We start from the raw sequence: 23,219 nt of genomic DNA, 5'->3' as shown, positions 1-23,219 counted from the left end.
ATGCCTCCGAATATATTCAGTCACAGCTGCGTATCGGCGGTCGTACGGACCAACGCCATCCGTCGCTTCGCTAGCGGCGAGCATCCTACTGGTCGTCGCCTGCTATCGCTGTATACGTCGCCGTTGCGTTCGAGAGATGGTGTCGCATTCGATCACTCCCTCATATACTCGCGTGCGATCGTCTCGGCCTCCGAGAGATCCTCGGTAATACCGAGTTGCCGGTTGTCAGTACCCTGGACCCGAACCAGAAACCGCCAGCCTTCGAACGAATTGGGTTCTTGGATGTCGTTGATGTAGATGGTCCGATCGCCGTCCGAATACGCGATCCGAGTGTAGTCGCGCTCGATGAACGAATCACGATACTGCTGTTTGTGTCGAAGTTGCCATCCTTTGGGGAGCGTTTTCGTCACTGCCATGTTGAATCATTGGTTGGGTGGGGAGGTCAGTGTCGATGCGAAAATGTTCATGCTACTGCCCCCGATGTGGGTACCGTTACCCCCGCCTTCGTCTCAGAACGGTGCCTGAGGACCGCGGCTGGTCCCCTCCTCCTTCATCGCGCGCTCCATCGGGTTTGAGCCGACTTCACGGGCTTCGGTCGGTTCGGCTTCGGGGTCGCCCTCCTCAAGGAACGTCGTTTCGAGTTCTGCGAGTTGTTCGTTGATCGCTTCGCTCTGGTGGTGCATCGGCGCCGCCCGGACGCGAACGAGGTCGTACTCGTGACGATCAGACAGGCCGTTCCAGGCCCTGAACGATCCGATTGTCAGCGTGTGCGTCTGCGGACAAAATGGCGTCGTGGGGGTGAATTCAGCCCGCAAGACGCTATCGATGTCGTCGGCGTCGATGGCGTCGTCAACATCGGGTGATTCCACCGCATACCGATACCCTGCGCCGGGATGGCGCGTATCGAGGTTCAACCGTGCGAGGTTATAGTTGAACGTCATGTCGTATACCTTCCGCTCCTCAAAGAGTTCACGCGTCAATCTGTGGAAGATGACGTGGTCCAACCCAGCCAGGATATTGTGTTCGTCGAGAAACGGCCCTGGCATCGGGACGTTATCGGAGACGAACTCATCGTAGGGATCGAAGAGCTCGTCGTCCTCGCCGCCGAACGGAGATGGGAACCCAGGCATAGGTAATCGTACGGTCCCGGGGAGCGTGGTTGGTTCTCCGAATATATTCAAGCGAGTATGGATTCGGACAGGAAATGGGGAGTCACTTAGTCTTCGTTTCCAGAGAAATTGAGCCGGTCGAAAGATCCCTGCTGACGACCGCTACGAAACGTGAACTCTGACGACGTGTCCCCCGCAACCACACTGTTCTATGTATTCCCACTCCACGTCGTCACCACCTTCGCTCTCTAATACGTCGTAGAGGTAGCCCTCTGGATGACCGTGGTTGGCGTGTGTGACGAGGTTCACGTGGTTGCCGGGGGCGGTGTGTTCGATCGCCGAAAGGGCCTGGTCGACCACCAGTTGCCTATCGTCGGCGTGTTCCGGTTTCTCGAGGTTCGCTGACCACGAGTTGTCGTGAATTCGGTCAGTGACGGGCTGTGCGTCGTGGTCGTGGTCGTGGTCGTCGTGGGTACTAGACATAGTTTCCATTCCGATATACGGGGGCAAATGCGATAAATACCAGGCCGATTCCCACGTATCAATACCAGGACGTGATCTTCCCTCGTCCATCGGACCTCCTGAATAGATTCGGGTTAAGGTGTTTGCCTATCTCGCCCTGACGAGCAGTTATGCCAGAGATTGCTTCGTACGTGGAGGAAGTCGGAGCACCAACTGACCGACCGACTGAAACCATCGATGCCAGAGAGCTACCGCCGCCACAACCACTGAAGAACACGCTCGAACGGCTTGCTGACCTCGACGACGAGGTGGTACTCGTCCAGCGGAACGACCGCGCACCCCAGCACCTCTATCCGCAACTGGACGACCGGGGCTACACGTACGAGACGATCGAAGGCGACGAGCAGGTCGTCACCGTTATCTGGCGATAGTAGCGTTTGTTCAGAGGAATCTCCTCGGGATCGATTTTGGTCGCACAGTCACTCGCACATGTTCGGAGATGCTTTTAATAGCTAACCGATTTTAGGTTTACCTAAAATGGTGTGTGCTTCACTGACCCTGACGATCCCGAAGCGAACTTGGATTGGTACCGTCTCACGAAACCATCCTTCAGCAGAATTTCGTGTTCGATCTGCTCAGTCTGCCGACGCCGTCGGCGTTGGATTCGTCGAGCTACTGGCAGAGAAGCCAACGGAGATTATCGAATCGATCCGGTCGTTCGACCCTGTACACACTGTGGAGGTGTTCCACCAAGAGCCGAATCGAGCTCTCCTCCAGATCGAGGCGGACAAACCGATTCTCTTGGACGTTCTCGACAAAGCGGGCGTCCCAGTGGAGATGCCCTTCGAAATCCAGAACGGCCAGGTCGAATGGAAACTGACCACGACGCGAAACAGGTTATCGACGCTTGGGTCGGCGCTGGATGAGTCGGAGGTCGGATACGTCGTCGAGCACATCCACGCCAAGCCTGAGTTCGATCGAATCCTGACCAACAAGCAGCAACGACTGATCGAAGCTGCCTTGAGACGGGGATACTACGACTCCCCACGACAGTGTACGCAGGAGGACCTCGCAGCGTCACTGGACATGGCGAAGTCGACGTGTTCAGAGATTCTGCACCGCGCCGAGGAACGAATTGTCAAGTCGTTCGAGCGCGGAACCGAATCAGACCGTACTGCGCCCCGACAGACCGCCTAACGGCCACCTCACAGACATCTGCTTTTCTGACCCGTGCTGGCAGCAGATGTACTCCTCGTGAGGAACTCACACAGAGTATGTTCGGGCCGGCATTTTTCACCCGACGGCTCGAAGTGAATCTCGATGGTTTCCCAAGGAGACACTGCACCGACGTTCACTGCAACGCTCGGCACGAGCGACCACGAACCGTTCAACTTCGAAGATCACATCGGTACTGATCCAGTCGTTCTCGCCTTCTTCCCTGGGGCGTTCACACCTCCGTGTACGAACGAGATGGTCGCGCTCCAGGAGCGAATCGATGAGTTCGGGGAGGGTGGCGCAACTGTCTTCGGCGTGAGCGCCGACTCCCCGTTCTCTCAGGGTGCGTTCCGCGAGGAACACGGGATCGAATTCGACCTCGTCAGCGACATGGCCGGCGACGCCATCCGGGCATACGATCTCGAAATCAACATCGAGCCGCTCGGGCTCTACGACGTCGCAAATCGGGCGGTGTTCGTCGTCGACGAGGACAGGACGATTACCTACGATTGGGTTGCCGACGATCCGACGAACGAACCCGACTACGACGAACTGACCGAGGCTGTAAGAGCCGCGTAGTGTTCGGATGAATCTGGACAAATTCTGATTTCCACTCACGGTTACAGTCCTCAGAAATGGACTCACAAATTCTCGAGTACCTATGTCTGATCAAGGTCACCGAGTAGGTCGTTCATATGCTAGACGCCGACTGCAATCCGGACGGGCGAATTCGAAAATCGATGGTTTCCTATTCGGCAAATAAGGTATCCCAGCAGATATGAGTGAACGCGTAGACCATCGATAAAAAGCGGTGAAATCGATATACAGGCCACTTTTCTCTCCAAATCGAGAAACGAGTTCATAGACAAATGGGACCGATAACAGTCACCGCAGTCATCGATTTTGTGACAGTCGTCTTCGTGCTCGCGACGATGCTTTCGATGGGGCTTGCGTTGACGACCGACGAGATCCTCATATCACTCGGACAACGGTGGCTGCTGGCGAAATCACTGCTCGTGAATCTCGTCCTCGTTCCGCTGCTGGCGTTCGCATTCGTCCTTGCTGTTCCGATGGAGACCGGTCACGTCGTCGGACTCCTGTTGATCGCCATGGCCCCGGGAGCACCCTTTGGTCCGAAACTAGCCGAGATCTCGAACAGCGACGTCGCGTTCGCGAGCGGGCTGATGGCTGCTCTGGGTGTCGTCTCCGTCGCGACGATACCGATTACGGTGGCACTCCTCATGCCCGGCGATGTCTCAGCTGACCCGCTCGGAATCGCCCGAATCGTTGTCGTGACGCAGCTGATCCCTCTGATCGGTGGCCTCGGCGTCAAGGCGCGCTTTCAGTCAATTGCAACGCGATTGCATCCACCGATCCAGGGACTCTCAACCGTCTTGCTCGTTCTCCTGATTATCCTCTTGACGCTCGTCTATGCCGGCGAAATGCGCCAACTCGTCGGTACCGGGACACTGTTCATCTCGGTCGCTGTCGTCGGCGCTGCGTTACTCCTCGGATACGCCCTCGGTGGACCAGGTAAAGGCACGCGGGAAGTCCTCGCCACGACGACTGCCGCGCGAAACGTTGCCATCGCGTTGCTCATCGCCACGACGAGTTTCCGCGACCCAGGCGTGCTCACCATCATCGTTGCGTTCGGACTCCTCAGTCTCGTCATCTCGGGCCCAGTTGCGAGTTTCTGGGGCCGACCCGGCGAAGCGTGACCCACTACAGCAGTGGTACCTATCCGTCGAAGGAACCCTGTGATCCAAGCGACGGTGCGAACGTACAAACGGCTTTGTCCCGTAGAAAAACTATGGAAATCACCCTCGTCGGTACGGGAAGTCCCATCCCAATTCCCGAGCGTGGTGGCACGAGCATCGTCGTTGACATCGCAGACGAACGCGTTCTGATTGACTGTGGGCCAAACACCGTCTACGGCCTCATGGATGCGCGAATTCCATTTGGAGAGATCGAGACGATGTTCTTCACCCACCATCACCTGGACCACAACGCGTCGTTCTTCCACTTCGCGTTCACGAGTTGGACCGAGGGTGGCCGCGAATCGCTCACCGTGTACGGACCCGACGGCACCGACCGGCTCGTCGACGCGCTGTACGACGTCTACGCGGAAGACATCGAGTACCGCAAGGACATCTATCCGACTGACGGCATCTCGAACATCGAAACCGAACTTGTGACAGAGGAGTTCAGTCAAGAAATGAACGGCTGGAAGGTCGACGCACTCCCGGTCGAACATTCCATCGAGACGTACGCATTCCGCTTCGAGGAACACGAAACCGGTTCGTCGTTCGTCTTCTCCGGCGACACGCGGAAGATCCCGTCGCTCGCAGAGTTCGCTTCTGATGCAGACGTCCTCGTGCAGGACTGTAACACTGCCCCGGTCGACAAGGACCGTGTGCCGGACGAGGACGACCAGTTCGTCTGGCAACGGTATGCCGAGGGAGAACGAGACCTGGACCAGTCGACACTGACGGCCAATCACTGTGATGCCACAGACGCGGGAGAACTCGCCCAGGACGCTGGCGTCCAGACGCTCGTTCTCACGCACATCATGCCGTACCGTGATCTCGAATCGATGCGGCGAGATGCCGAGGCAGTATTCGACGGCGACGTGATCGTGGCTGAGGATGGGTTTACCCTCTCTCCATAGCGATCGATTCTTTGGATCAAACACGTATCGGGTAGCACGGTCCTCAGAAAACAGCAGAATGTTGATTTTCCAGTGCTACGGCCGTATAGTGGAATACGGTGAAGGTCTGTCTTCCTATACCATGGTGAGATACCCGGTTCCGACGTTCGGAGGGATGGCTTTTTCGAGATGCCATTGCGTGTGTCCCTCACGAGTTGGATCGAATCATCTAACGGTTAACTCAGTATAGAAACGCATACACCTGCTTCACACGGATATCGTATATGGTGAGTTCAAGCCCGTCCACGTTCGTGCTCGGAATCGCGCTCGGAGTCGTACTCGTCATCGTAGGGATCGGCGCATACGTGCTCTCGGACTTCGCGAGTATCACAGCGCTCATTCCAACCTTCTTCGGAGTTCTTGTCGCTATCCTGGGGGTGGTGGGACACCAGAACCCGGAACGGCAACGGCTTGCTGCCTATGGAATCGGCCTCCTGGCAGTGGTCGGGGCTCTCGGATCGACGCGCGGCATCCCCGATGTGATTTCGTTGCTAACGGGTGAACCGGTCGAATCGACTATCGCCACGGTCTCGCAGGGTTTGATGATCGGTATCTGTCTCGTCCTGTTCGTGGCAATGGTACAGTTCGTCCGCGAAACACGCACGGCGAACTCATGAACGATCTGTAGCAGCAGCCACGGTTTTAGGTGGACTCGTCTTCGGGTTCAGAACGACTAGTCCCGTTCACAGGCCGAATACAGGTACGACTTCCAGAAATCGTATTCTCTCGCTGGCCCGTATGCTCTATACACGTAGTATCCGGCACGATTCGACAGATATCGACCCATTCAGACGAATACTCCCACCAGGGGCCGGACATTCGCCGAATCATCTGCCACTTTCCCGTCGAGCCTGTCAGAGGTTTCTACTCTAAATATTCGTCATCGAGCGGGTCTTCCAACTGTCCCATTACGGCTTCGAGCGTGTCCGTGGCAGTGAGTAATCCGACCACCTCACCATCGCTGACAACGAGTGCCAACTCCTGTCCCTGTGCCTGGAACTGATCGAAGGCGTCGCTCACAGTCGTATCCGCTGACAGCGTCATTGGCGGGGCTGCAACCTCCTCGAACGTCACTGCGCCCTCCTGGAGGTCGTCGAAGTTGTTGATGATCGACGGGGCGTAGACGATACCGTGGAAGTCAGTCAACTCCTCGCCCACGAGCGGGAATCGAGTATGTGGTGTGTGTTGGATGCGATCGAAGTTTTCCTCGATGGATACTGTCGTAGAGAGTGCGACGATGTCCTCGGTCGAGACCATAATTTCCTCGACTGAGATCTCGTCGATGTCGAGCGCATTGAGAACCTCGTCACGGCGTTCTTCCGGAACCTCGATTTCTTCGAGCATATCACCGAGTCGGCTTCGGAGTTGTGCCCTGGTCTCCAGGACTTCTTCCTCGGTTTCGAGCCACGCACCGGTCATTTCGACACCGAACAGCCGGAGCGTGCCTTTCGCAACCCAGTCACCGAACTTGATGAGGGGTGAAATCAGCCACGCGAACCAGTACAGCGGTCGAGCCCCGTACCGAGCGACCTGCTTCGACCGCTCGACGCCGAGGTAGGTCGGCGTCTGCTCGCCGTGAGTCAGGTGGACCATGTTGATGAGGAAAAAGCCCAGCAGCGAACCAGCACCGACGGATGCCAGGAACGTGTCCTGAAAGAGTGGCTCGAAGAGCGCAGCTAAGCCGGGTTCAGCGACGATCCCCAGCGCGATACTAGTTCCGGAAATCCAGATCTGGCAGGTGGTGAGGTACAATTCGAGGTCGTTGGTCATCTCCCACGCGCGTCGCAGACCAGGTGTATCGAACTCCGATTTGGGGTACTGCCTGACTCGTGTCAACGCGAATTCGATGGCGACGAAATACGCGTTGATCAGGATCAAGAACAGTCCCGCACCGATGCGGAGGCTGATCTCAAGAGGGGTCATCGAGCGTTGGTACCGACTCTCATTGCAAATAGGTGGTGGAAACAAAGGAATCCCAGGAGCCGACCGAACTCCGCCTGACGTCTGTGACGTCCCCGTGTAAATGGAATTAGGTGATTGACCGATTCCGACCACATTGTGGTAGGGAACTGCATGTGGTTAGGGGACCGGAGGTCGATACCTCCCTTCGCCAGCGTATTCGTCGACTCTGAGAATGCAGGAGATGATCCTATCGGGGACTGGCCACGTCAGGAAATAAAATTTATTTTTGAAATGGGGATTTTTATTTCATATATTGTAAGGTATCTCTTTTGTAGAAGGGGCTCAGTTACGAGATGAGAGGGAATAAATAGGGCCTAGACGGCCGATTTCGACCTTTGACAGCGCTGCAAAGACCGACGAGGGTAGTCGTTACCACTTCAGTCCTGTTTGTATTCGCGTCTGAAGCCGCGGAACTCCGTACGGTGGGCCTCTTCGTCGCTCAGAATTGTGACTGCGAGATCTTCGGTGACTGGGTCATCGGCATCAGTCGCGGCTGTAATGAGGTCGCGATACATCTGGATGGCGTCTTCTTCGGCGTCTAAGACTCCGTCGATGACCGACACGACGTCGGTACTGTCCTCCGGCGGCTGAAGACTCTCCTGACGAGCTTCGAAATCAGCTGACGCGGGCGGGCGCTCGTCGAGTTGCTTGAGCCGATTGCCCAACAATTGGGCGTGATTAAGTTCCTCCTGAACATCGGCTTCGAGACTCTGTTTTACCTCTTCGGCACTGACTCCGTCGAGGACAATGGAGTTCGTCAAGTAGTTCATCACGGTCTCGATCTCGTCACTATATGCCCGCTGGAGGAGCTCGGTTACTCGTTCACTTGTCATACAACGAAAATACGCTCCCTATCCGTTTATGGCTGTGGGTGGTCAAGTCCAAGAGGAGATTTGAAGACTGACTACAATACGTGTAGATTCAGGTGTGAGTGGTGATAATTAGCTGTTTAGTGCCCGCCCGAGACAGCGTGTAGACCAACGATCCCGACGACAATCACACCGATGAATAAGATGCGGGCTAGAGCGGCGGGTTCATCAAAGAGAACGATTCCAAGCGTGGCTGTCCCGACAGCACCAATACCTGTCCAGACAGCATATGCTGTCCCGATTGGGAGATCTTTGACGGCTTGTGCCAACAGTACCATACTGATGACGAGGGCGACAATAGTGCCGACCGTTGGCACTGGTTTCGTGAGTCCGTCCGAATATTCAAGCCCGATTGCCCAGCCGATTTCGAACAGGCCTGCGAGTATGAGAATATACCACGACATTACAGCTTCGCCTACCTATCCAATCAGTCTATAGCTTCTGCTATCCATCAGACAAGACAGATTTAGCCGGCTCTGTTGAAATCCTCTTCTTTAGAGAATTGTTTACGTGAATCTACTGAACACTACACGTGCGTACTGAACAACGATATAACGGGATTTTTATCGGCAGAATGTAATTCATCAGTATGGTTGTCAGCTTAGCCGCCTATGTTCACGCTTCTGCCACCACGTCTGAACACAAGTTTCAACCGTGGTTTGCTTTCCTTCTATTTGTTGCTGATGTATTCATTGCAGGCGCTATCGGCCCATCTACACCTCTTGGGTGAACGTTATCTAAATGCCCTGTACTGGTCGTTAGATTGCTTGGTCAAGATTGTGGACGATACACGCAAGAGCGAGTTCACGGAACTGCTTCCACCAGCGTCGTGACCGGACGAACGCGCCGTACTTCCGCTTGAGTGTTGAGTTGACTGTCTCTGATTGACTCCGTTGGCCGTAGAGATTGGCGTCTAAGCGTGCATTCCATGCCTTGTGAAGCGATGTGAACTCACGATGCTTGATTAGTGGACGAATCTCGTGTTGACGGGCAAGCCGTCTGACTTTCTGGTCGTCGTAGCCTTTGTCCCCGAGCAGGATGTCGATAGTCTCGGGGTTGCGTTTGATCAACGACGGAGCGATCTGGCTATCGTGTTTTCGTGTCGTCGTCACGTGTAAATCAAGGACTGCATTCACTTTGGAATCGACCAGCAGTGTTACTTTGAGTTGCTGAATCGTGAGTTTAGCCCGTTTCGTGTAGTGTTTTGAGGCGTGACTGCGGTCGAATCCCGAAGCATCAATCCCCGCAACGCCATTGGTCGGGGGCAGTGAAACAGAGAGATTGAGCAGCACTCGCCAGACAGCCATATCGAGCCTATCGAACGCTTTACACAGTGTTGATGGGGCAGGCAGTTCAGTGAGATTGATCGCGTTCCGAATACGGGGCATTTCGATGAGTTCGTCGAGGAGTGTTCGATACGTTGTGTCCTTTCGAACTTTGAGACAGAGAAGAACGATGTGCTGATGGAGCGTGTAGCGTTGCTTCGAGAACTTCGAGGAGTATCGAGCTACAGCACGTTGCGCTAACTGAAATGCTTCCTCGACAAATCGGAGCAACCGTGACTTTGGGAGGGGCTGCATCTACTCAAACTACCGGCTGAACCTGTAACTCACTAAGGATTTCAACAGAGCCATTTAGCCATATCTATCCGTTTTACCGATGGTGCGACGCTCGGTTTTAATCTCATCTGAACCCGGATGTCCTACTTTACCGAATCCAACAGAGACAGTATTGGCTTATTAGAAGCGGGTTTATGGCTGGGCCTGACGTAGCAGTGAGCGTTCATACTTTTTACAGGGCTCGTCAGGGGGTAGTAATATCCGGTGAACTAGAATATTCGCTACCCCCGCAGTTTCAAGTCCCCATAATGTATTGGCATTTCTATGCAGATCACGAGACAAACTATCGCAAAAGCCCTAATCACGGTTTTTGTATTTAATCTGATCGTGATGGGCGGGGGTGCGATTTATTCCGCACAAGAAGTCCCTCCAATACCTCAGGAGGTAGTCGGTCCTGATGGCGAAACCGTCGCCACGCAATCTCAGGTTCAGGCCGGGAAAATCGCGTTTCAGAAGAACAGTCTGATGAACCACGGGTCAATCCTCGGCAATGGCGCATATTATGGGGTCGACTACACCGCCGACACGCTCGACCTGAAAGTCGAGTACATGCGGGACTACTACGCACAGGACCGGTACGATACAGCGTATTCGGGCCTAGAATCGGCTGAGCAGGGGAGTGTCGACCGCCTCGTCCAGGACGACCTCGACGAACAGTTCACCGAAGGCGCAGAGACAATTGAATACTCCGAAGCGGAGATGTACGCCCACGAGCAGGTCCGCGACGAGTACGTCCAACGATACCACGAGGGCGCACTCGACCGCGGCGTCGCCGCCGGCTTCATCGGTTCCGAAGAAGAAGCGAGTCAGTTCGCCGACTTCGCGCTCTGGACTGCGTGGATATCCCACACCGACCGACCGGGTGGCGACACGAGCTTCACGAACGAATGGCCGTACAACCCCGCCGCCGGTAACACACCGACTGGTGCGACGATGATATGGAGCGTCATCAGTATGGTCCTGCTCGTCGGTGCCGTCGGCCTCGGCGTCTTCCTCTACAAATCCGTCGAACTCCCAGAACCGAAAATCAAGGGCATCGAAATCCCACCGCCAGACGAAATCAATCTAACTCCTAGTCAACGCGCAGCAACCCGCTTCATCCCGCTCGCGGGGTTACTATTCACCTTACAGGTCTTCTTGGGCGGACTTCTCGCACACTACTACATCGAGCGACACGCGTTCTTCGGGATCGAGGAAGTGTTTGGTATCCATATCGTCGAGGTATTCCCGTTCGCGCTCGCCAAGACGTTCCACCTTGACCTTGGGATCCTCTGGATTGCGGCGCTGTGGCTCGGCGCGGGACTGTTCCTCCCGCCCCTTCTCACTAACCACGAACCCAAGCGACAACGAACCTTCATCCACGTCCTGCTCGGAGCGCTCATCGTCGTTGCAGTCGGGGGTCTCGCCGGCGTCTGGCTCGGGTCCCATGGCTACATCGACGGCGAACTCTGGTGGATCATCGGGAACGAAGGGCTCGAGTACCTCGAAGTGGGCCGGCTCTGGCAGGTCGGCCTGCTCGTCGGATTCGTGCTGTGGACTGGCCTCGTGTACCGCGGGTTCAAACCGATGCTCGAACGCGAATCGCGGTTCGGGCTCGCCCACATGATCATCTACGCCGGTGGGTCCATCGGCCTCCTCTTCACCGCAGGGATGTTCTATACGCCGGAGACGAACATCGTGATGACGGAGTTCTGGCGCTGGTGGGTGGTTCACATGTGGGTCGAGGGCGCCTTCGAGTTCTTCATCGTCGCCGTCATCGGACTCACGCTCGTCTCAATGGGGCTACTCAGGAAGCGCTCGGCCGAGAAAGCCGTCGCGTTCCAGGCCCTGTTCGTGATGGGATCGGGCGTCATCGGCGCATCCCATCACTACTGGTGGATCGGCCAACCCGATATGTGGCTCCCGTTGGGAACGATCTTCTCGACGCTGGAACTCATTCCCCTCATCCTCATCCTGTTCGAGGCGATGGGGCAGTACCGGGCGCTCGCGACGAGCGACGAATCGTTCCCGTACACGCTCCCGTTCATGTTCATCATCGCGAGCGGGTTCTGGAACTTCGTCGGCGCCGGCGTGCTCGGGTTCTTCATCAACCTCCCCATCGTCAACTACTACGAGCACGGGACGTATCTTACCGTTGGACACGCGCACGCCGCGATGTTCGGCGCGTTCGGCCTCCTTGCACTGGGGATGGCTACGTACATGCTCCGCATTTCGACGATTCCCTCTCAGTGGACGGAGCGTCGACTTCGCTGGTCGTTCTGGCTCTGGAACGTTGGCCTCGCGGTCATGGTGTTCGTCTCGGTGCTCCCAGTCGGGTTCCTCCAGCTCGAGACGGCGTTCACGCAGACCTATGGTGCCGCTCGGAGTCTCGCCTTCTACAACAGCGAGATCATCCAACTCCTGTTCTGGGCGCGTCTCCCGGGTGACACTCTCATCATCATCGGGACGCTCGTGTTCGCCTACGACATGGTGAAAAAGCGGTTCACGCTGCGGGACGTCTCGGACCCGGCGGAGTCCCTAGAGGAGGGGACGATTCCCAATCGGGTGATGGCGGAGGACGACGACTAGCGGCCGTCCACAGCGTCAATTCCAGTACGCTAATCTTCCGTACGAAATCATCTCTCCGAAGACCGAGATAGCGGATATCGCCGCCGTGGTGGTCCCGTCTTCGCTTACGATTCCCGCTGAGCGCGGACGAACGCTCGCCGCAGGACGGTCAGCAGGACGTACGTCTCGTACTTCTGGTTCCGACAGTGATCGCACGGTTGCATCTCCCTCGTTATCTCCTTGATAGACTCCTCGTACTCCCCCGTAAGCTGGTTCAGCGCCTCTGTAATCTCTGGCTGGATAGCGTCGGTCATCTCCTCGACGGCGGCATCAGCGGTGTCGGGCAGGGAGTACGAGAGGACGATCGTGTTCGCGTGGTAGTACTTCGTCGTGCCGCCACGTCCCTCCTCGAAGCGGACGACGTCCACTAGCCCTGAATCACGGAGTTCGTTTATGTGGTGTCGAACGGTGTTTTCGGTCCGCTCGATCCCTCGGTCGGTGAGTCGGTCGTGAACCTCGCCTGCCGTCCGTGCCTCGTCGGCCAGTATGTCGAGGATCATCGCTCGCATTGGTTCGTCGATGGCGTCCGAGACGCGAGTATCCCTGATCGCGATGTCGTCGAGATAGTGGTCGGCACCGGAACTGCTCATAATGGGACTGCGAGACACGTGCGGGAAAAGGTAGCGGCGAACACTGCTGTCGAGCGCTTCGACCGGACGACTGGCCTGCGATCGGATCGAGTCGAAGCCCTAGACGACCGATTGGACTGTTCCAACGACCTATATCCCTATTCAAACATATCATTTAAAAAATATATATGGCGGTCCGGGTGCTACGTAGAACTGTGATGAACGAAACGACCCAACTCCGTGTGATGGACTTCGACTGCCCGACATGCGCGAGCACCGTTGAACGCGCCCTCTCGAACGTCGACGGCGTCCAGAATGTGAAAGTCCACTACACGACCGGCCGAGTCGAGATCGAGTACGACGACGACGTCGCTGACCCCGACGCCTTCGCACAAGCCATCGAAAACCAGGGCTACACGCCCCAGCCCGCCTAGATCAATGAACGCACAACCGATCACACAGTACTACCGGAAGAACCGGAAAGCCATCGTCACGGCGTCCAGCGGCCTGCTCTACGGTGGCGGCTGGAGCCTCGGCCACTTCACCGGCTTCGATACAGCGAGTGCCGGTATTCTCATCCTCGCGGCGATCATCGGCGGCTACGACATCGCCAAAACCGCCTACTACGAGGTCACCAACCGAACGCTCGGCATCAAGACGCTCGTGACCTTGGCGGCCATTGGTGCCATCGTCATCGGCGAATATTGGGAGGCCGCCGCCGTCGTCTTCCTGTTCAGCCTCGGCAGCTACCTAGAAGGCCGGACGATGCGGAAGACCCGGACGGCCCTCCAAGAACTTCTGGAGATGACGCCCGACACGGCGACCGTCCGTCGCGACGGAGACCTCCAAGAAGTACCTGCCCGCGACGTCGAGGAGGGTGAAGTTGTCCTCGTGAAGCCGGGCGGGAAGATCCCGGTCGACGGGAGCGTCGTCGACGGCGAGAGTGCCGTCAATCAGGCCCCGGTCACCGGCGAGAGCGCGCCCGTTCACAAGGCCGACGGTGACGAAGTCTACGCGGGGACGGTCAACCAGGAAGGCGCACTGGAGGTCCGGACGACGGGTGCGGGCTCGGATACGACGCTCGAGCGCATCATCCGCCGCGTCGAGGAGGCCCAGGAGGCCCAGTCGCCCACGGAGAGTCTCATCGACCGGTTCGCGAAGTACTACACCCCAGCCGTCATCGTGCTCGCAATCGGCGCGTACGCAGTCACGCAGAACGCGATCCTATCGCTCACCTTGCTGGTCATCGGCTGTCCCGGTGCGCTGGTCATCGGACCGCCGGTCAGCATCGTCTCGGCCATCGGGAACGCCGCCCGGTCGGGCGTCCTGATGAAGGGTGGCGAACACCTCGAACGTGCCGGCAAGATCGACCTCGTTGCCTTCGACAAGACCGGCACCCTCACGAAAGGTGAGACCACCGTCGCCGACGTCGAGGGGTTCGGCGTCGACGACGACGAGGTAATCTCGCTCGCGGCGACTGCCGAGAAGAAAAGCGAACACCACCTCGCCGACGCCATCGTCGACGCAGCACGCGATCGTCCGACCGCCGCAACCGATGGCGGAACTGCGATCGCCCATTCCGATGCCGCGAGCGCCGAACACCGGTCGGTTCCGGATCCGGATGACTTCGACGTGGTCGCCGGCAAGGGTGTCGTCGCCCATACGGACGGCCACGAGGTCGTCGTTGGGAACCGGGCGCTGCTCGACGACCGCAGCATCGACATCCCGGATCACATCGCCGAGTACGTCCGTGGCCGCGAGGAACGCGGTGAGACGGTCGTCCACGTCGTGCGAGACGGCAGCATCATCGGCGTGATCGCGATGCGCGACGAACTTCGAGAGGCCGCTCCTGGCGTCGTAGCGGCGCTTCAAGATGCCGGCATCGAGACGGTGATGCTCACCGGCGACAACGAGCGGACGGCAAGTGCCGTCGCAGGGGAGGTGGGCATCGACGAGTACCGCGCCGAACTCCTTCCCGAGGACAAACAGACCGTCATCGAAGAATACCAGGCCGACGGCCACGTCGTTGCGATGGTCGGCGATGGCATCAACGACGCGCCGTCGCTGGCGACCGCCGACGTCGGTATCGCGATGGGCGCTGCCGGCACGGACACCGCCATCGAGACGGCGGACATGGCGCTGATGGCCGACGACCTCGAACGCATCCCGTACGCGGTCGCACTCAGTAAGGCGACGCGCTGGAACGTCCTCGAGAACGTCGGGCTCGCGGTGCTGACCGTGACCGTCCTGCTCGCTGGCGTGCTCACCAGTTACGTCACGCTCGCCGCCGGGATGCTCGTCCACGAAGCCAGCGTTCTCCTCGTCATCCTCAACGGGATGCGACTGCTCCGACACTAATCACCACAACCAATGACAACAAATTCACCTGCGACTGACGCGACGCACACTAGCACCGACTGGCAGGTCGACTACGACGCCGACCCGATCGAAATCCGCGACCCCGTCGCGGAGGCCCTCGGCGTCCTCACATCAGGCGATCCGTTCGTCGTCACCTACACGGACGCGGTGAAAGAGGCCGGTCACTCCTGTCCGACTGCCTCGGGCGCCTACCGGATCGTCCAGCTCGGGCTCGATGCCCTGTATCCCGACGACTATCCAATCCGAAGCGAAATCGAAGTCCAGGTAGCCGGCCCGCGAGACGATGCTGCGTACGGCGTGATGGGGCGCATCATTTCGTACGTGACTGGCGCGACCGAGGACGACGGATTCAGCGGGCTCGCCGGTGGTCATGGGGGGCGCCGTGACCTCCTGCACTTCGACGCATTCGATCCAGACACGGCGGCGCCGACGTTCCGGTTCCGGCGAACCGATACGAACGAGACCGTCGAAGTGACCTACCATGTTGGCGACGTTCCTGACGGGGGACCCGCAATCGGGAATCTCCAGGAAATACTGGATGGGTCAGCAAGCGATCAACAGCGGGAGGCGTTCGCTGACGCCTGGCACCACCGGGTACAGGTCGTCCACAACGACGACTCGCTGTTCACCGTCGAAGTGGTGTGACCACGTCGGTCCACCCCCACACTCGAAAAAAAAAATTACTCCGGTATACTATCGATCTCCTCGAGCGCCTCAGTAGCGACATCACCGAGTTCTCCGGCCTCGATATGTGAATACCGCTCTCTCACCATCTCCTCTGAATTGTCGAGATACCGGGCGGCAACCGTGTATCCGAATGCTCGAACGAGAACTTCACCCATTCCACGCCGGCCGCCGTGTGGAGCAAGGTAATCGTGTTTCGGATGGTCGATGTCTATCTCTGCAGCTTCTGAGAGCCGTTGGAGAATCGATCGTGTGCCGTCCGTCGTAATCGAGGGCGGCCGAATATCCTCATCGAGCGCCAGGAGGAGGTCGCGAGCGTACTCCTCACGGCGTTCGGCGATTGCCTCCGTATGTTCCCCTCGGTCGGCGAGCTCATCCTGGACGAGTCCTGCGAGCGTCCGCTGGTCGAATGTCGGGAACACCGGCCACCGCTCAGTTGGCGGATCCATGAGTTTGCGATAGCTCTGAAGAGGTGAGATCACCGGGTCAGGGAGGCTGGCGGCGTCCCACTGCTGTTTCTTCCGGTAGACGTCCATACTCCCGTCGTCGAGCGAGAGATCCTCCCAGCGGACCCCGCGCCGGCGTGGATCGTTCGGGTCACGGAGGAGTTCACCGACGCGGACGGCTGTGTACGCGAGGACGAACACCAGAGCCCGGTCACGAGCCGCCTTCAGCGCCGCGTAGCGCAGTCGCTGTTTGTCGAGGGGGTCAGTATCCTCCGGGAGTGTCGTGTACGCCTCGACGGCGTCGCGGGCCCGTTCGTCGACGTGGCGGGTGAGGGCGTGGCGCTGCTCGGACGTCCAGGCCTGCTGGTCGCCGGGCTTGCGGCCGTCGTCCTCCGGCAGCGGCGCCATCGCACTCGCCCGCTGCGCGTAATGCGCTTCGAGATACCCCTCGTTGACGCACCAGCCACACCACGCAGAGATATAGCGGTAATAGGTTTGTACCGTGTTCTGTTTGAGTCCCCGATCTCCACCGAGATGCCGGGCGTACTCCCGGAAGACGCGTTCGTCGAGGTCCTCGAAGGTCGGCACTCGGTCGACGTCGTCGGGGACGATCCCGGTCCAGTCGTCGGCGCCGCGGTCGCCGGCGGCCCACTCGGCGAACCGCTCGAGCTCGCGTGCAGCGTTACGTCGATAGTTCCCGCCGTCACCACCGCGGCCTTTCCCCTTGTCCTGGAGGTAGCGTTCGAAGGAACTCGCGAGTGACTGATCGGCGTGTTCTCGGGGTGTCATGGTTCCTCGTTCGCGTACTGGTAAGTCGGACGAACATCCTCGAGGAGTGCTTCGACGATTTCCCAGAGGATCAGGGAAGGAGTCCGGTGTTCAAATGTGATTCCCCAGCGGTCCTCCTTATCGGCAGCTGAGTACTGGAAATGCGCCTGTCCGAGATCGGGATGGTCTTCGTCCTGGTGCCAGCCGGCGTGAAAGCCCGTGTTCGGGTCGGTGTAGTTGATACGGAACCAATCGTGTGAGTCCTGTCGATACCACTTGACGGTCAGTTCCGGCGAATCAGGGCCCGTTGGGGGATCAAGGCGGGCTGGATCAAAAACCGCCCGCAGCTGCTTGGCCTCGATATCGTCAGGTACGAACTCGACCGCCGAAATCTGTGGCACACGGTCAAGGACGTCTCGCTTCAGTTGGGCGTAGAGGTTCGCGTTCGGATCACCACCTGGATGCGGGACCGACATCCGTTAGCTGCTGGCCTCAGCAGGCTCTGTCGTCGGTGCGAGAAAATCCCATTCGCGGATGGCGAAGCCGACGATCTGGATACGCCGTTGAAGGTGCTCCCACTCGCGGGCGATCTCACGGCGCCGATCTTCCTCATCAGCGTCCAGGGCCTCGTCAGCGAGCGTCCCGCGAAGCTGGTTCGGTGACTCGACGCCGAATTCGTCCTCCCAGTCGCGGATCTGGGTCTTCATATCCGCGAGCCGGTCCGTAAGCTCCTCGACAGTGTGTCCGCTGTCTCGAAGACGCATCGCCTCCTGCATCGCTTGGCGGCGATAATCAGGGTAATACGTCGTGTGAGTACCGCTTTCGTCACGGTGGAGGACGCCGTCGTCGACGAGTCGCTCGAGGACGCGCTTAGTTGGTTCGTGTGACCAGCCCGCTTCGGAGGCGATCCAGTTGGCTGTCTGTGGCTCCGACAGCTGCCGAGCAACCATCCGCACGCGGTCTTCACCCGTGGTCTGGCGTTCCATCAGGCCCTCGGAGTTCGATTCGTCTTTGGTCATACAACACCCTTCGGACTGTGTCTTAATATAGATTGAGGTCATTAGTCCTATATCGAGTTTCCCTTTTCGCCATCGCCTCGACTCAGCTGAGGAGCCCCAGAGCTATCTCGAACCTCGTTCTTGGCGGCGCTACCCCGGGGGAAGCACCGTTCTGAGCCGGTTGCAGCATTCGTGCTTCACCGACGGCGTCGGGGTACTTCAAAGTGGTCGTGATTATTGGGGTAATCATAACCAATAGGTGAGAAAGCTATATCTACCGAATTACGCTGTTTGAAGCGTCGTACTTGCGATATTCTACGGATTGTCAAGATATAAACTATATATCGCGATACCAAATGCTTCCAATTCATCTCCCGTCGGCCTGATGTTGTTGGCACACTCAAAACACGGAAGAGACCAGCTACAACGGTGTTCTAACCCTTCGCAAACCAAATTTCCTTTATGCAGGCCTGTGTAGACCCTGTATGACTGAGATTGCGGATTCACTGCGTTTGCTTTACGAGACAACACTCGATGAAAACGAGGACAAATATGAACTCACACTGCCGAAAGAACTCGTTGAGGGTACCTCTCTCACCACCGAAAGCCCATATCGTGTTGCTCTACTAGAATCGCCGACTCAAACGGGACAGAAATCAGAGTCGTCCGGATCAACACACCGAGTGACCGAGGCCACCGATGAGGAACAAATCGAAACGCCGGACCCACCAGTGAAGGTTGGTGATGTTCGATCGGTCACCATTGATACACTCGGCGATCAGGGAGATGGACTGGCGAAAGTCGAACGTGGGTTCATTGTGATCGTTCCAGGCACGCAGCCGGGGGATCGAGTCGACGTCGAGATTACCAAGGTGAAAGACACAGTAGCCTTCGCCGATCCGGTTGGCAAAGCCGAAGTACGCTAGCGAAACGGGCTGTCCCCCGCTCCGTCTGTGCATTCACACGAATATTCAACGAATACAACCCATTATGTGCGTACAGTACTTTCAGCCAGGATTGAGCCCCATCCATGATGTTCACTACATCAAATAAATACACAATTTTGTTGTGTTCATTATTGATGTTCATTAGTTGTGTTCATTAACACATGTAATATAGTTCAGTCATGAATGAATAAACCGAACTTTCAAGATGAGTGGTGTCCATGGCGTGAGTATGTTAGCGTACTCGACGTACAGTGAGGCAGGCGGGGTTGGGAAAACCACCACAGCTGCGAATTTGGCTGTTGCTCATGCACGGGCCGGACTCAAACCCCTCGTTGTCCCGTTGGATCCCCAAGATGGCGATCTCTCGCGATTATTTGGCGTGGACACCGACCGCACCGAATCGGTCGACAATCTCGTCCGGCACATGATCCGGCGACCACAGGGCGACTTCGACGACCTCGTTCGAACAGTAGAGGGAGTGGATATCGTTCCGGAACACAACATGCTTTCAGATCTCGCAGAGTATCTCCAGCGGGAGAAAGACCAGGCAGAAGCAATGGGCGAAGCGTTCGGGATGCACGCCCAGTTACTCCGTGTACTTCAAAACGCCGGCGTCCCGGACGAGTATGACGTCCTCATCTGTGATCCACCTGCAACGGAAGGCCCCCACCTCTACAACGCGATCCACGCGACGCGATCGCTGGTCATCCCCGTCGAACCCAGCGCGAAAGGCCGAGCTGCGGTCCAAGGTCTCGAGTCGCTCGTGGCCGGTCTCGAAGACCAACTGAACGTCGAAGTCGGCGTCCTCGCCGCAGTCCCGATGGGATTCAAGAATACGCGGGACCAGCAGACGATCCTCGACGAGATCGACTACCCAATTCCCGAAGTGATCGGGGAGCGGGCATCCCTAATGGAGGGATGTTGGATGAAGCAATGTTCCGCCTACACCTACGTCCGAGACCACCGTGATCGACAGCGCGACTACGAGATCGAGACACTCGCGCAGTTCGATCGAATCGCCCGCCACCTGGAAGACCAAGTAGGCCTGGAAGCACCAAACCCACCTGAACCCGGAGACCTCAACCACGAGGTGCTCTCCGTATGACGGGGATGAAGACCGGAGCTGGCGAAAACCCGTTCGCCGGTGATGATGACACCGAATCAGAGGTTGATGTAAAGGAGGAGAAAGCCGAGCAAGAACCCGAAGTCGATCGGCCAGTTGATGACAGCCGAAGCCACCAAGCCAGCACAGGGCGGCAATCGATGCAGATCCCGTACAAATTTCGACGGGATGGCGTACAGGACGGCCGTGACCGCGTTCCGTTGTTCATCCAGGAGGACACGAAAAGTGCGGAACGAGAGGCCCAACGAGAGCTCGAAGACCGGTTCGACGACGACGTCTCGCTTACGGACCTACGCGAAGCCGTAATGAAAGCGGGGCTCCAACACCTCGACGAAGTCGAGGCCAATCTGGAGGAGTGGGGATACGGGATGACGTTCGATGACTAGATACGAATAACCGTCAATGAGTCAATAACGGGGTACCAATGGAAGACAATGGTAGTGGACGACCCACAAAACGTTGCACGCTACCACGAGAGACGGATCTTCACACGGTGCTGGACAAGACAGCAATCGAGTATCTCGACGTCGACAACCACCGAACGGTGGTAATCTACCAGAGTTCGATTTTGGTCATCGAAAACGTCAACGAAGATTCGGGACAAGTGGAAGGGTTCGACGTCGAATTTTGGAAAGAGCCTCCAGACGATCACGCACGTACTCCGGAGGAATTTCTCACGTCCTTTATCGAAGCGATTGGTGCAAACGTTCAGACGGACGCTAAGTGAGATACGACTGGCCTACGGGAACCGATCCGGTTCCGGCAAAGCGTGTCGTAGAAACAGGAAGCCCCGTCCTCAACGAGGCCGCCAGGCCGAACAGGGCGGGTAGCTCACTCAGTAGCGACGTCGACGTATTGAGCCTGCCACTCATCACGTGCCTCGATTTCTCGCTGTCCACGTCGAGTTAGGGTGTAGTAGTTCGTTCGGCGATCGAGTTCACCTTTCTCGACAAGCCCCTTCTCAACAAGCGTATCGAGATTCGGGTACAAACGCCCGTGATGGATCTCTTTCTCGTAGTAGTCTTCGAGCTCGTCCTTAATCGCAAGCCCGTGAGGGTCATCCAGGCCTGCAATAACGTACAACAAGTCACGTTGGAAACCGGTCAAATCGTACATACACATAATGGCGTATTTCATTTCATAAAATTATCGAAGCGAAGGTGGATCAAGATCGACGTAAAGGGGAATGCTGAAAGGCCAGTACGGCAATCCACATATCGGCGTACCACATTATCCACAAATCACAAGACGGTTATTGGTTTACCGTCGAAAATTTGTAATAATGACTACATTCGGTGTTCTAAACCTCAGTACAGAACTACAATCGCCGCTACTCGTCGATCCACCGTCAAGGATTATTGTCCACGTTGTCAACGAGGTCGATTTGGATGAAGGACCAGTCGAAATACTTGCGACCGAAGATGCGTTGAATACCGCATTCGAAGATTTTGCGGTTGCGTCGAGAGCGGGAGATCTTGTCGATGATGAGGCGCTTACCATCCATCTCCTTGAATCACCTACGGAGAACACGCTCCTTGTAAGTGAAGAAGCAGTAAGTTCGCTACTCGATATCGATGGAGAAGTACGAGGGATCACAACGCGAGAAAACGATCTAGTCGAACATGTGAATACCCAATATCGTCATCGGTTTGAGAGTGCAGAGAGTTACAGATTCGAAACACCATCACGAAGGACTGTACAAAGAACATTACAGGAAAATCTTGGTAGGGACCTCATGGAGGACTTTATTACTACCATTGAAAACCTCGAAGAGGTGCGTGACGACGTCGACGTCGTAACGGTAGCGCTCCTAATTGCAGCCAAACATGACAAACAGTTCTACCAAATCTCGAAGTGGGGTGAACAAGTAGGGGTTGGATCCAAATCAACGTTCTCTCGAAGGAAAATGGCGTTAGAAGAGGAAGGCGCGCTATCCACCGAAAAAGTCAAAATAAATACTGGTCGGCCACGCTTGCGATTGAAAATCGCTGATGAGAACGCTGTGAAATCAATCCTCAAGAACTCGGGGTCGAGAACCTAGTAATCATTAGTCGATTACCCAAGCTGTCGGCTGGCAGCGTCGCGACCTTCTTCGTCGGCGTCACTCCCGCCATGCACGACTTCTGGGTGGTTGATGAGGAATCACGGGACGAAGAGATGACCTCGTTCCTCCAGAACCTCGCCCTGCTCGGCGCCGCGCTGGCGTTCTTGAATCAGGCGCGGCAGGGCTCGTCCGAATAGATACCCCGAACGTTCGATCGACTCACTACCGAAAACCACAGTGTGAGTGGCTACCGGCGGCATATTCAATTATGAGTAGGACTAACACGGTGGTGAGATGGCGGAATCCCGCCGCGCGGGTGACGAACGGGTCAACGTTTTCGTCGTCGACGACGTTCATCTCTTCAAGCATTTCTTCGAGGACGAGGCGGTCTTCGATCGACTCAAGCGGTACTACAACAACCACCAGTATCGGTTCGAAGTTCCTGCGAACGAGTATGACGAACTCAGGGAATTTCTCGAGGATCACGGATATGGACTCGTCGGCGTCGACGTGATCGAGGAGTTCGTTGTGGTAGTGAAGAAATATACCGACCACCCGGACAATATCTTCAAAGAATCCGTCGTCCAGCGGACGGTTAATGGCTACAACTGTTTTCTAATGACCGATCAGTCGGCTGTCGAAAACGCAGTCCAACAAGGGGCCATTCGCCTAAGGCAAACAGATCTAGCGAACCCGTTTTGAAGGAACACT

General features: G+C 57.0%; 28 protein-coding genes and 1 pseudogene. 17 read left to right on the top strand and 12 right to left on the bottom strand.

Annotated features, from left to right (window positions below; all coding sequences use genetic code 11):
- Window positions 1–152: 152 nt before the first annotated feature.
- From ACZ5YD_RS00685 to ACZ5YD_RS00675, 3 genes are all read right to left on the bottom strand, one after another.
- Entirely contained in the window at window positions 153–416 is a 264-nt protein-coding gene (locus ACZ5YD_RS00685; RefSeq protein ID WP_273739172.1) for a hypothetical protein, read from the bottom strand.
- 93 nt (window positions 417–509) lie between these two features.
- On the bottom strand, window positions 510–1,130 hold the full coding sequence (locus ACZ5YD_RS00680; protein ID WP_006667215.1) for a hypothetical protein: 621 nt from the start codon (window positions 1,128–1,130) through the stop codon (window positions 510–512).
- Between the two features lie 141 nt (window positions 1,131–1,271).
- Window positions 1,272–1,592: a CGCGG family putative rSAM-modified RiPP protein gene (locus ACZ5YD_RS00675; protein ID WP_049904002.1), complete on the bottom strand. Its 321-nt coding sequence runs from the start codon at window positions 1,590–1,592 to the stop codon at window positions 1,272–1,274.
- A gap of 149 nt (window positions 1,593–1,741) precedes the next feature.
- Between ACZ5YD_RS00675 and ACZ5YD_RS00670 the strand changes: the two genes are divergently transcribed.
- The 6 genes from ACZ5YD_RS00670 to ACZ5YD_RS00645 all read left to right on the top strand — a co-directional run bounded on the left by ACZ5YD_RS00670 (window position 1,742) and on the right by ACZ5YD_RS00645 (window position 6,110).
- Window positions 1,742–2,002 (top strand): DUF2249 domain-containing protein, encoded by a 261-nt coding sequence (locus ACZ5YD_RS00670; protein WP_006667213.1) that lies wholly within the window; start codon window positions 1,742–1,744, stop codon window positions 2,000–2,002.
- 106 nt (window positions 2,003–2,108) lie between these two features.
- Window positions 2,109–2,768: a helix-turn-helix domain-containing protein gene (locus ACZ5YD_RS00665; protein WP_006667212.1), complete on the top strand. Its 660-nt coding sequence runs from the start codon at window positions 2,109–2,111 to the stop codon at window positions 2,766–2,768.
- A gap of 123 nt (window positions 2,769–2,891) precedes the next feature.
- The gene (locus ACZ5YD_RS00660; protein ID WP_006667211.1) at window positions 2,892–3,365 is read left to right on the top strand and encodes a redoxin domain-containing protein; all 474 of its coding nucleotides are present in this window, start codon (window positions 2,892–2,894) and stop codon (window positions 3,363–3,365) included.
- Between the two features lie 290 nt (window positions 3,366–3,655).
- Entirely contained in the window at window positions 3,656–4,504 is an 849-nt protein-coding gene (locus ACZ5YD_RS00655; protein WP_006667210.1) for a bile acid:sodium symporter family protein, read from the top strand.
- Between the two features lie 92 nt (window positions 4,505–4,596).
- The gene (locus ACZ5YD_RS00650) at window positions 4,597–5,454 is read left to right on the top strand and encodes an MBL fold metallo-hydrolase (protein WP_006667209.1); all 858 of its coding nucleotides are present in this window, start codon (window positions 4,597–4,599) and stop codon (window positions 5,452–5,454) included.
- Between the two features lie 263 nt (window positions 5,455–5,717).
- Window positions 5,718–6,110 carry a hypothetical protein gene (locus ACZ5YD_RS00645; protein WP_006667208.1) on the top strand — a complete coding sequence of 131 codons (393 nt, stop codon included), beginning with the start codon at window positions 5,718–5,720 and terminating at the stop codon, window positions 6,108–6,110.
- A gap of 247 nt (window positions 6,111–6,357) precedes the next feature.
- On the opposite strand, the gene ACZ5YD_RS00640 is transcribed toward ACZ5YD_RS00645, so the two are convergent.
- From ACZ5YD_RS00640 to ACZ5YD_RS00625, 4 genes are all read right to left on the bottom strand, one after another.
- The gene (locus ACZ5YD_RS00640; RefSeq protein WP_006667207.1) at window positions 6,358–7,416 is read right to left on the bottom strand and encodes a CNNM domain-containing protein; all 1,059 of its coding nucleotides are present in this window, start codon (window positions 7,414–7,416) and stop codon (window positions 6,358–6,360) included.
- Window positions 7,417–7,832: 416 nt separating this feature from the next.
- Complete coding sequence (locus ACZ5YD_RS00635) at window positions 7,833–8,288, bottom strand: ferritin-like domain-containing protein (protein ID WP_006667206.1); 456 nt, start codon at window positions 8,286–8,288, stop codon at window positions 7,833–7,835.
- Between the two features lie 116 nt (window positions 8,289–8,404).
- On the bottom strand, window positions 8,405–8,728 hold the full coding sequence (sugE, locus tag ACZ5YD_RS00630; protein WP_006667205.1) for a quaternary ammonium compound efflux SMR transporter SugE: 324 nt from the start codon (window positions 8,726–8,728) through the stop codon (window positions 8,405–8,407).
- A 354-nt stretch (window positions 8,729–9,082) separates the two neighbouring features.
- Window positions 9,083–9,904 (bottom strand): IS5 family transposase, encoded by an 822-nt coding sequence (locus tag ACZ5YD_RS00625; RefSeq protein WP_379739359.1) that lies wholly within the window; start codon window positions 9,902–9,904, stop codon window positions 9,083–9,085.
- Window positions 9,905–10,207: 303 nt separating this feature from the next.
- Here ACZ5YD_RS00625 and ACZ5YD_RS00620 point away from each other — a divergent pair, with 303 nt between their 5' ends.
- The gene (locus ACZ5YD_RS00620; protein WP_006667204.1) at window positions 10,208–12,511 is read left to right on the top strand and encodes a nitric-oxide reductase large subunit; all 2,304 of its coding nucleotides are present in this window, start codon (window positions 10,208–10,210) and stop codon (window positions 12,509–12,511) included.
- Window positions 12,512–12,615: 104 nt separating this feature from the next.
- Here the strand turns inward: ACZ5YD_RS00620 and ACZ5YD_RS00615 are convergent, their stop codons facing one another.
- Window positions 12,616–13,140, bottom strand: a complete 525-nt coding sequence (locus ACZ5YD_RS00615; protein WP_006667203.1) for a winged helix-turn-helix domain-containing protein — start codon at window positions 13,138–13,140, stop codon at window positions 12,616–12,618.
- A gap of 197 nt (window positions 13,141–13,337) precedes the next feature.
- Between ACZ5YD_RS00615 and ACZ5YD_RS00610 the strand changes: the two genes are divergently transcribed.
- The 3 genes from ACZ5YD_RS00610 to ACZ5YD_RS00600 are packed head-to-tail and all read left to right on the top strand — an operon-like array spanning window position 13,338 to window position 16,143.
- Entirely contained in the window at window positions 13,338–13,553 is a 216-nt protein-coding gene (locus tag ACZ5YD_RS00610) for a heavy-metal-associated domain-containing protein (RefSeq protein WP_006667201.1), read from the top strand.
- Between the two features lie 4 nt (window positions 13,554–13,557).
- Window positions 13,558–15,477: a heavy metal translocating P-type ATPase gene (locus tag ACZ5YD_RS00605; RefSeq protein WP_379739364.1), complete on the top strand. Its 1,920-nt coding sequence runs from the start codon at window positions 13,558–13,560 to the stop codon at window positions 15,475–15,477.
- A gap of 12 nt (window positions 15,478–15,489) precedes the next feature.
- Window positions 15,490–16,143: a hypothetical protein gene (locus ACZ5YD_RS00600; RefSeq protein ID WP_379739367.1), complete on the top strand. Its 654-nt coding sequence runs from the start codon at window positions 15,490–15,492 to the stop codon at window positions 16,141–16,143.
- Between the two features lie 35 nt (window positions 16,144–16,178).
- Here ACZ5YD_RS00600 and ACZ5YD_RS00595 read toward each other — a convergent pair whose 3' ends face one another.
- From ACZ5YD_RS00595 to ACZ5YD_RS00585, 3 genes are read right to left on the bottom strand one after another with little or no spacing between them, the layout of a single operon-like run.
- Complete coding sequence (locus ACZ5YD_RS00595; protein ID WP_379739370.1) at window positions 16,179–17,417, bottom strand: tyrosine-type recombinase/integrase; 1,239 nt, start codon at window positions 17,415–17,417, stop codon at window positions 16,179–16,181.
- Window positions 17,414–17,872 carry a hypothetical protein gene (locus ACZ5YD_RS00590; RefSeq protein ID WP_379739373.1) on the bottom strand — a complete coding sequence of 153 codons (459 nt, stop codon included), beginning with the start codon at window positions 17,870–17,872 and terminating at the stop codon, window positions 17,414–17,416. The genes ACZ5YD_RS00595 and ACZ5YD_RS00590 overlap by 4 nt, the downstream gene beginning before the upstream one ends.
- A gap of 3 nt (window positions 17,873–17,875) precedes the next feature.
- Complete coding sequence (locus tag ACZ5YD_RS00585) at window positions 17,876–18,457, bottom strand: DUF7342 family protein (RefSeq protein ID WP_379739376.1); 582 nt, start codon at window positions 18,455–18,457, stop codon at window positions 17,876–17,878.
- A 422-nt stretch (window positions 18,458–18,879) separates the two neighbouring features.
- Here ACZ5YD_RS00585 and ACZ5YD_RS00580 point away from each other — a divergent pair, with 422 nt between their 5' ends.
- The 4 genes from ACZ5YD_RS00580 to ACZ5YD_RS00565 all read left to right on the top strand — a co-directional run bounded on the left by ACZ5YD_RS00580 (window position 18,880) and on the right by ACZ5YD_RS00565 (window position 21,191).
- On the top strand, window positions 18,880–19,320 hold the full coding sequence (locus ACZ5YD_RS00580; protein ID WP_379739379.1) for a TRAM domain-containing protein: 441 nt from the start codon (window positions 18,880–18,882) through the stop codon (window positions 19,318–19,320).
- Between the two features lie 250 nt (window positions 19,321–19,570).
- Window positions 19,571–20,446, top strand: coding sequence for a ParA family protein (locus ACZ5YD_RS00575; protein WP_379739382.1), 876 nt, complete (start codon window positions 19,571–19,573; stop codon window positions 20,444–20,446).
- A complete protein-coding gene (locus tag ACZ5YD_RS00570; protein WP_379739385.1) occupies window positions 20,443–20,850 on the top strand; it encodes a DUF7970 domain-containing protein in 408 nt (135 codons plus the stop codon). The genes ACZ5YD_RS00575 and ACZ5YD_RS00570 overlap by 4 nt, the downstream gene beginning before the upstream one ends.
- Window positions 20,851–20,957: 107 nt before the next feature.
- Window positions 20,958–21,191 (top strand): hypothetical protein, encoded by a 234-nt coding sequence (locus ACZ5YD_RS00565; protein ID WP_379739388.1) that lies wholly within the window; start codon window positions 20,958–20,960, stop codon window positions 21,189–21,191.
- Between the two features lie 104 nt (window positions 21,192–21,295).
- On the opposite strand, the gene ACZ5YD_RS00560 is transcribed toward ACZ5YD_RS00565, so the two are convergent.
- Window positions 21,296–21,580: a PadR family transcriptional regulator gene (locus tag ACZ5YD_RS00560; RefSeq protein WP_379739391.1), complete on the bottom strand. Its 285-nt coding sequence runs from the start codon at window positions 21,578–21,580 to the stop codon at window positions 21,296–21,298.
- 166 nt (window positions 21,581–21,746) lie between these two features.
- Between ACZ5YD_RS00560 and ACZ5YD_RS00555 the strand changes: the two genes are divergently transcribed.
- From ACZ5YD_RS00555 to ACZ5YD_RS00545, 3 genes and pseudogenes are all read left to right on the top strand, one after another.
- Entirely contained in the window at window positions 21,747–22,505 is a 759-nt protein-coding gene (locus ACZ5YD_RS00555; RefSeq protein WP_379739394.1) for a transcriptional regulator TbsP domain-containing protein, read from the top strand.
- Window positions 22,506–22,516: 11 nt separating this feature from the next.
- A pseudogene (locus tag ACZ5YD_RS00550) lies at window positions 22,517–22,705 on the top strand (DoxX family protein); the annotation flags it as partial.
- Window positions 22,706–22,802: 97 nt separating this feature from the next.
- Window positions 22,803–23,210: a hypothetical protein gene (locus ACZ5YD_RS00545; protein WP_379739397.1), complete on the top strand. Its 408-nt coding sequence runs from the start codon at window positions 22,803–22,805 to the stop codon at window positions 23,208–23,210.
- Window positions 23,211–23,219 lie beyond the last annotated feature (9 nt).

The organism is Halopenitus salinus (genome assembly GCF_055397165.1).
The sequence above is the reverse complement of the archived record's forward strand: the minus strand, read 5'-3'. Positions and strand labels throughout refer to the sequence as shown.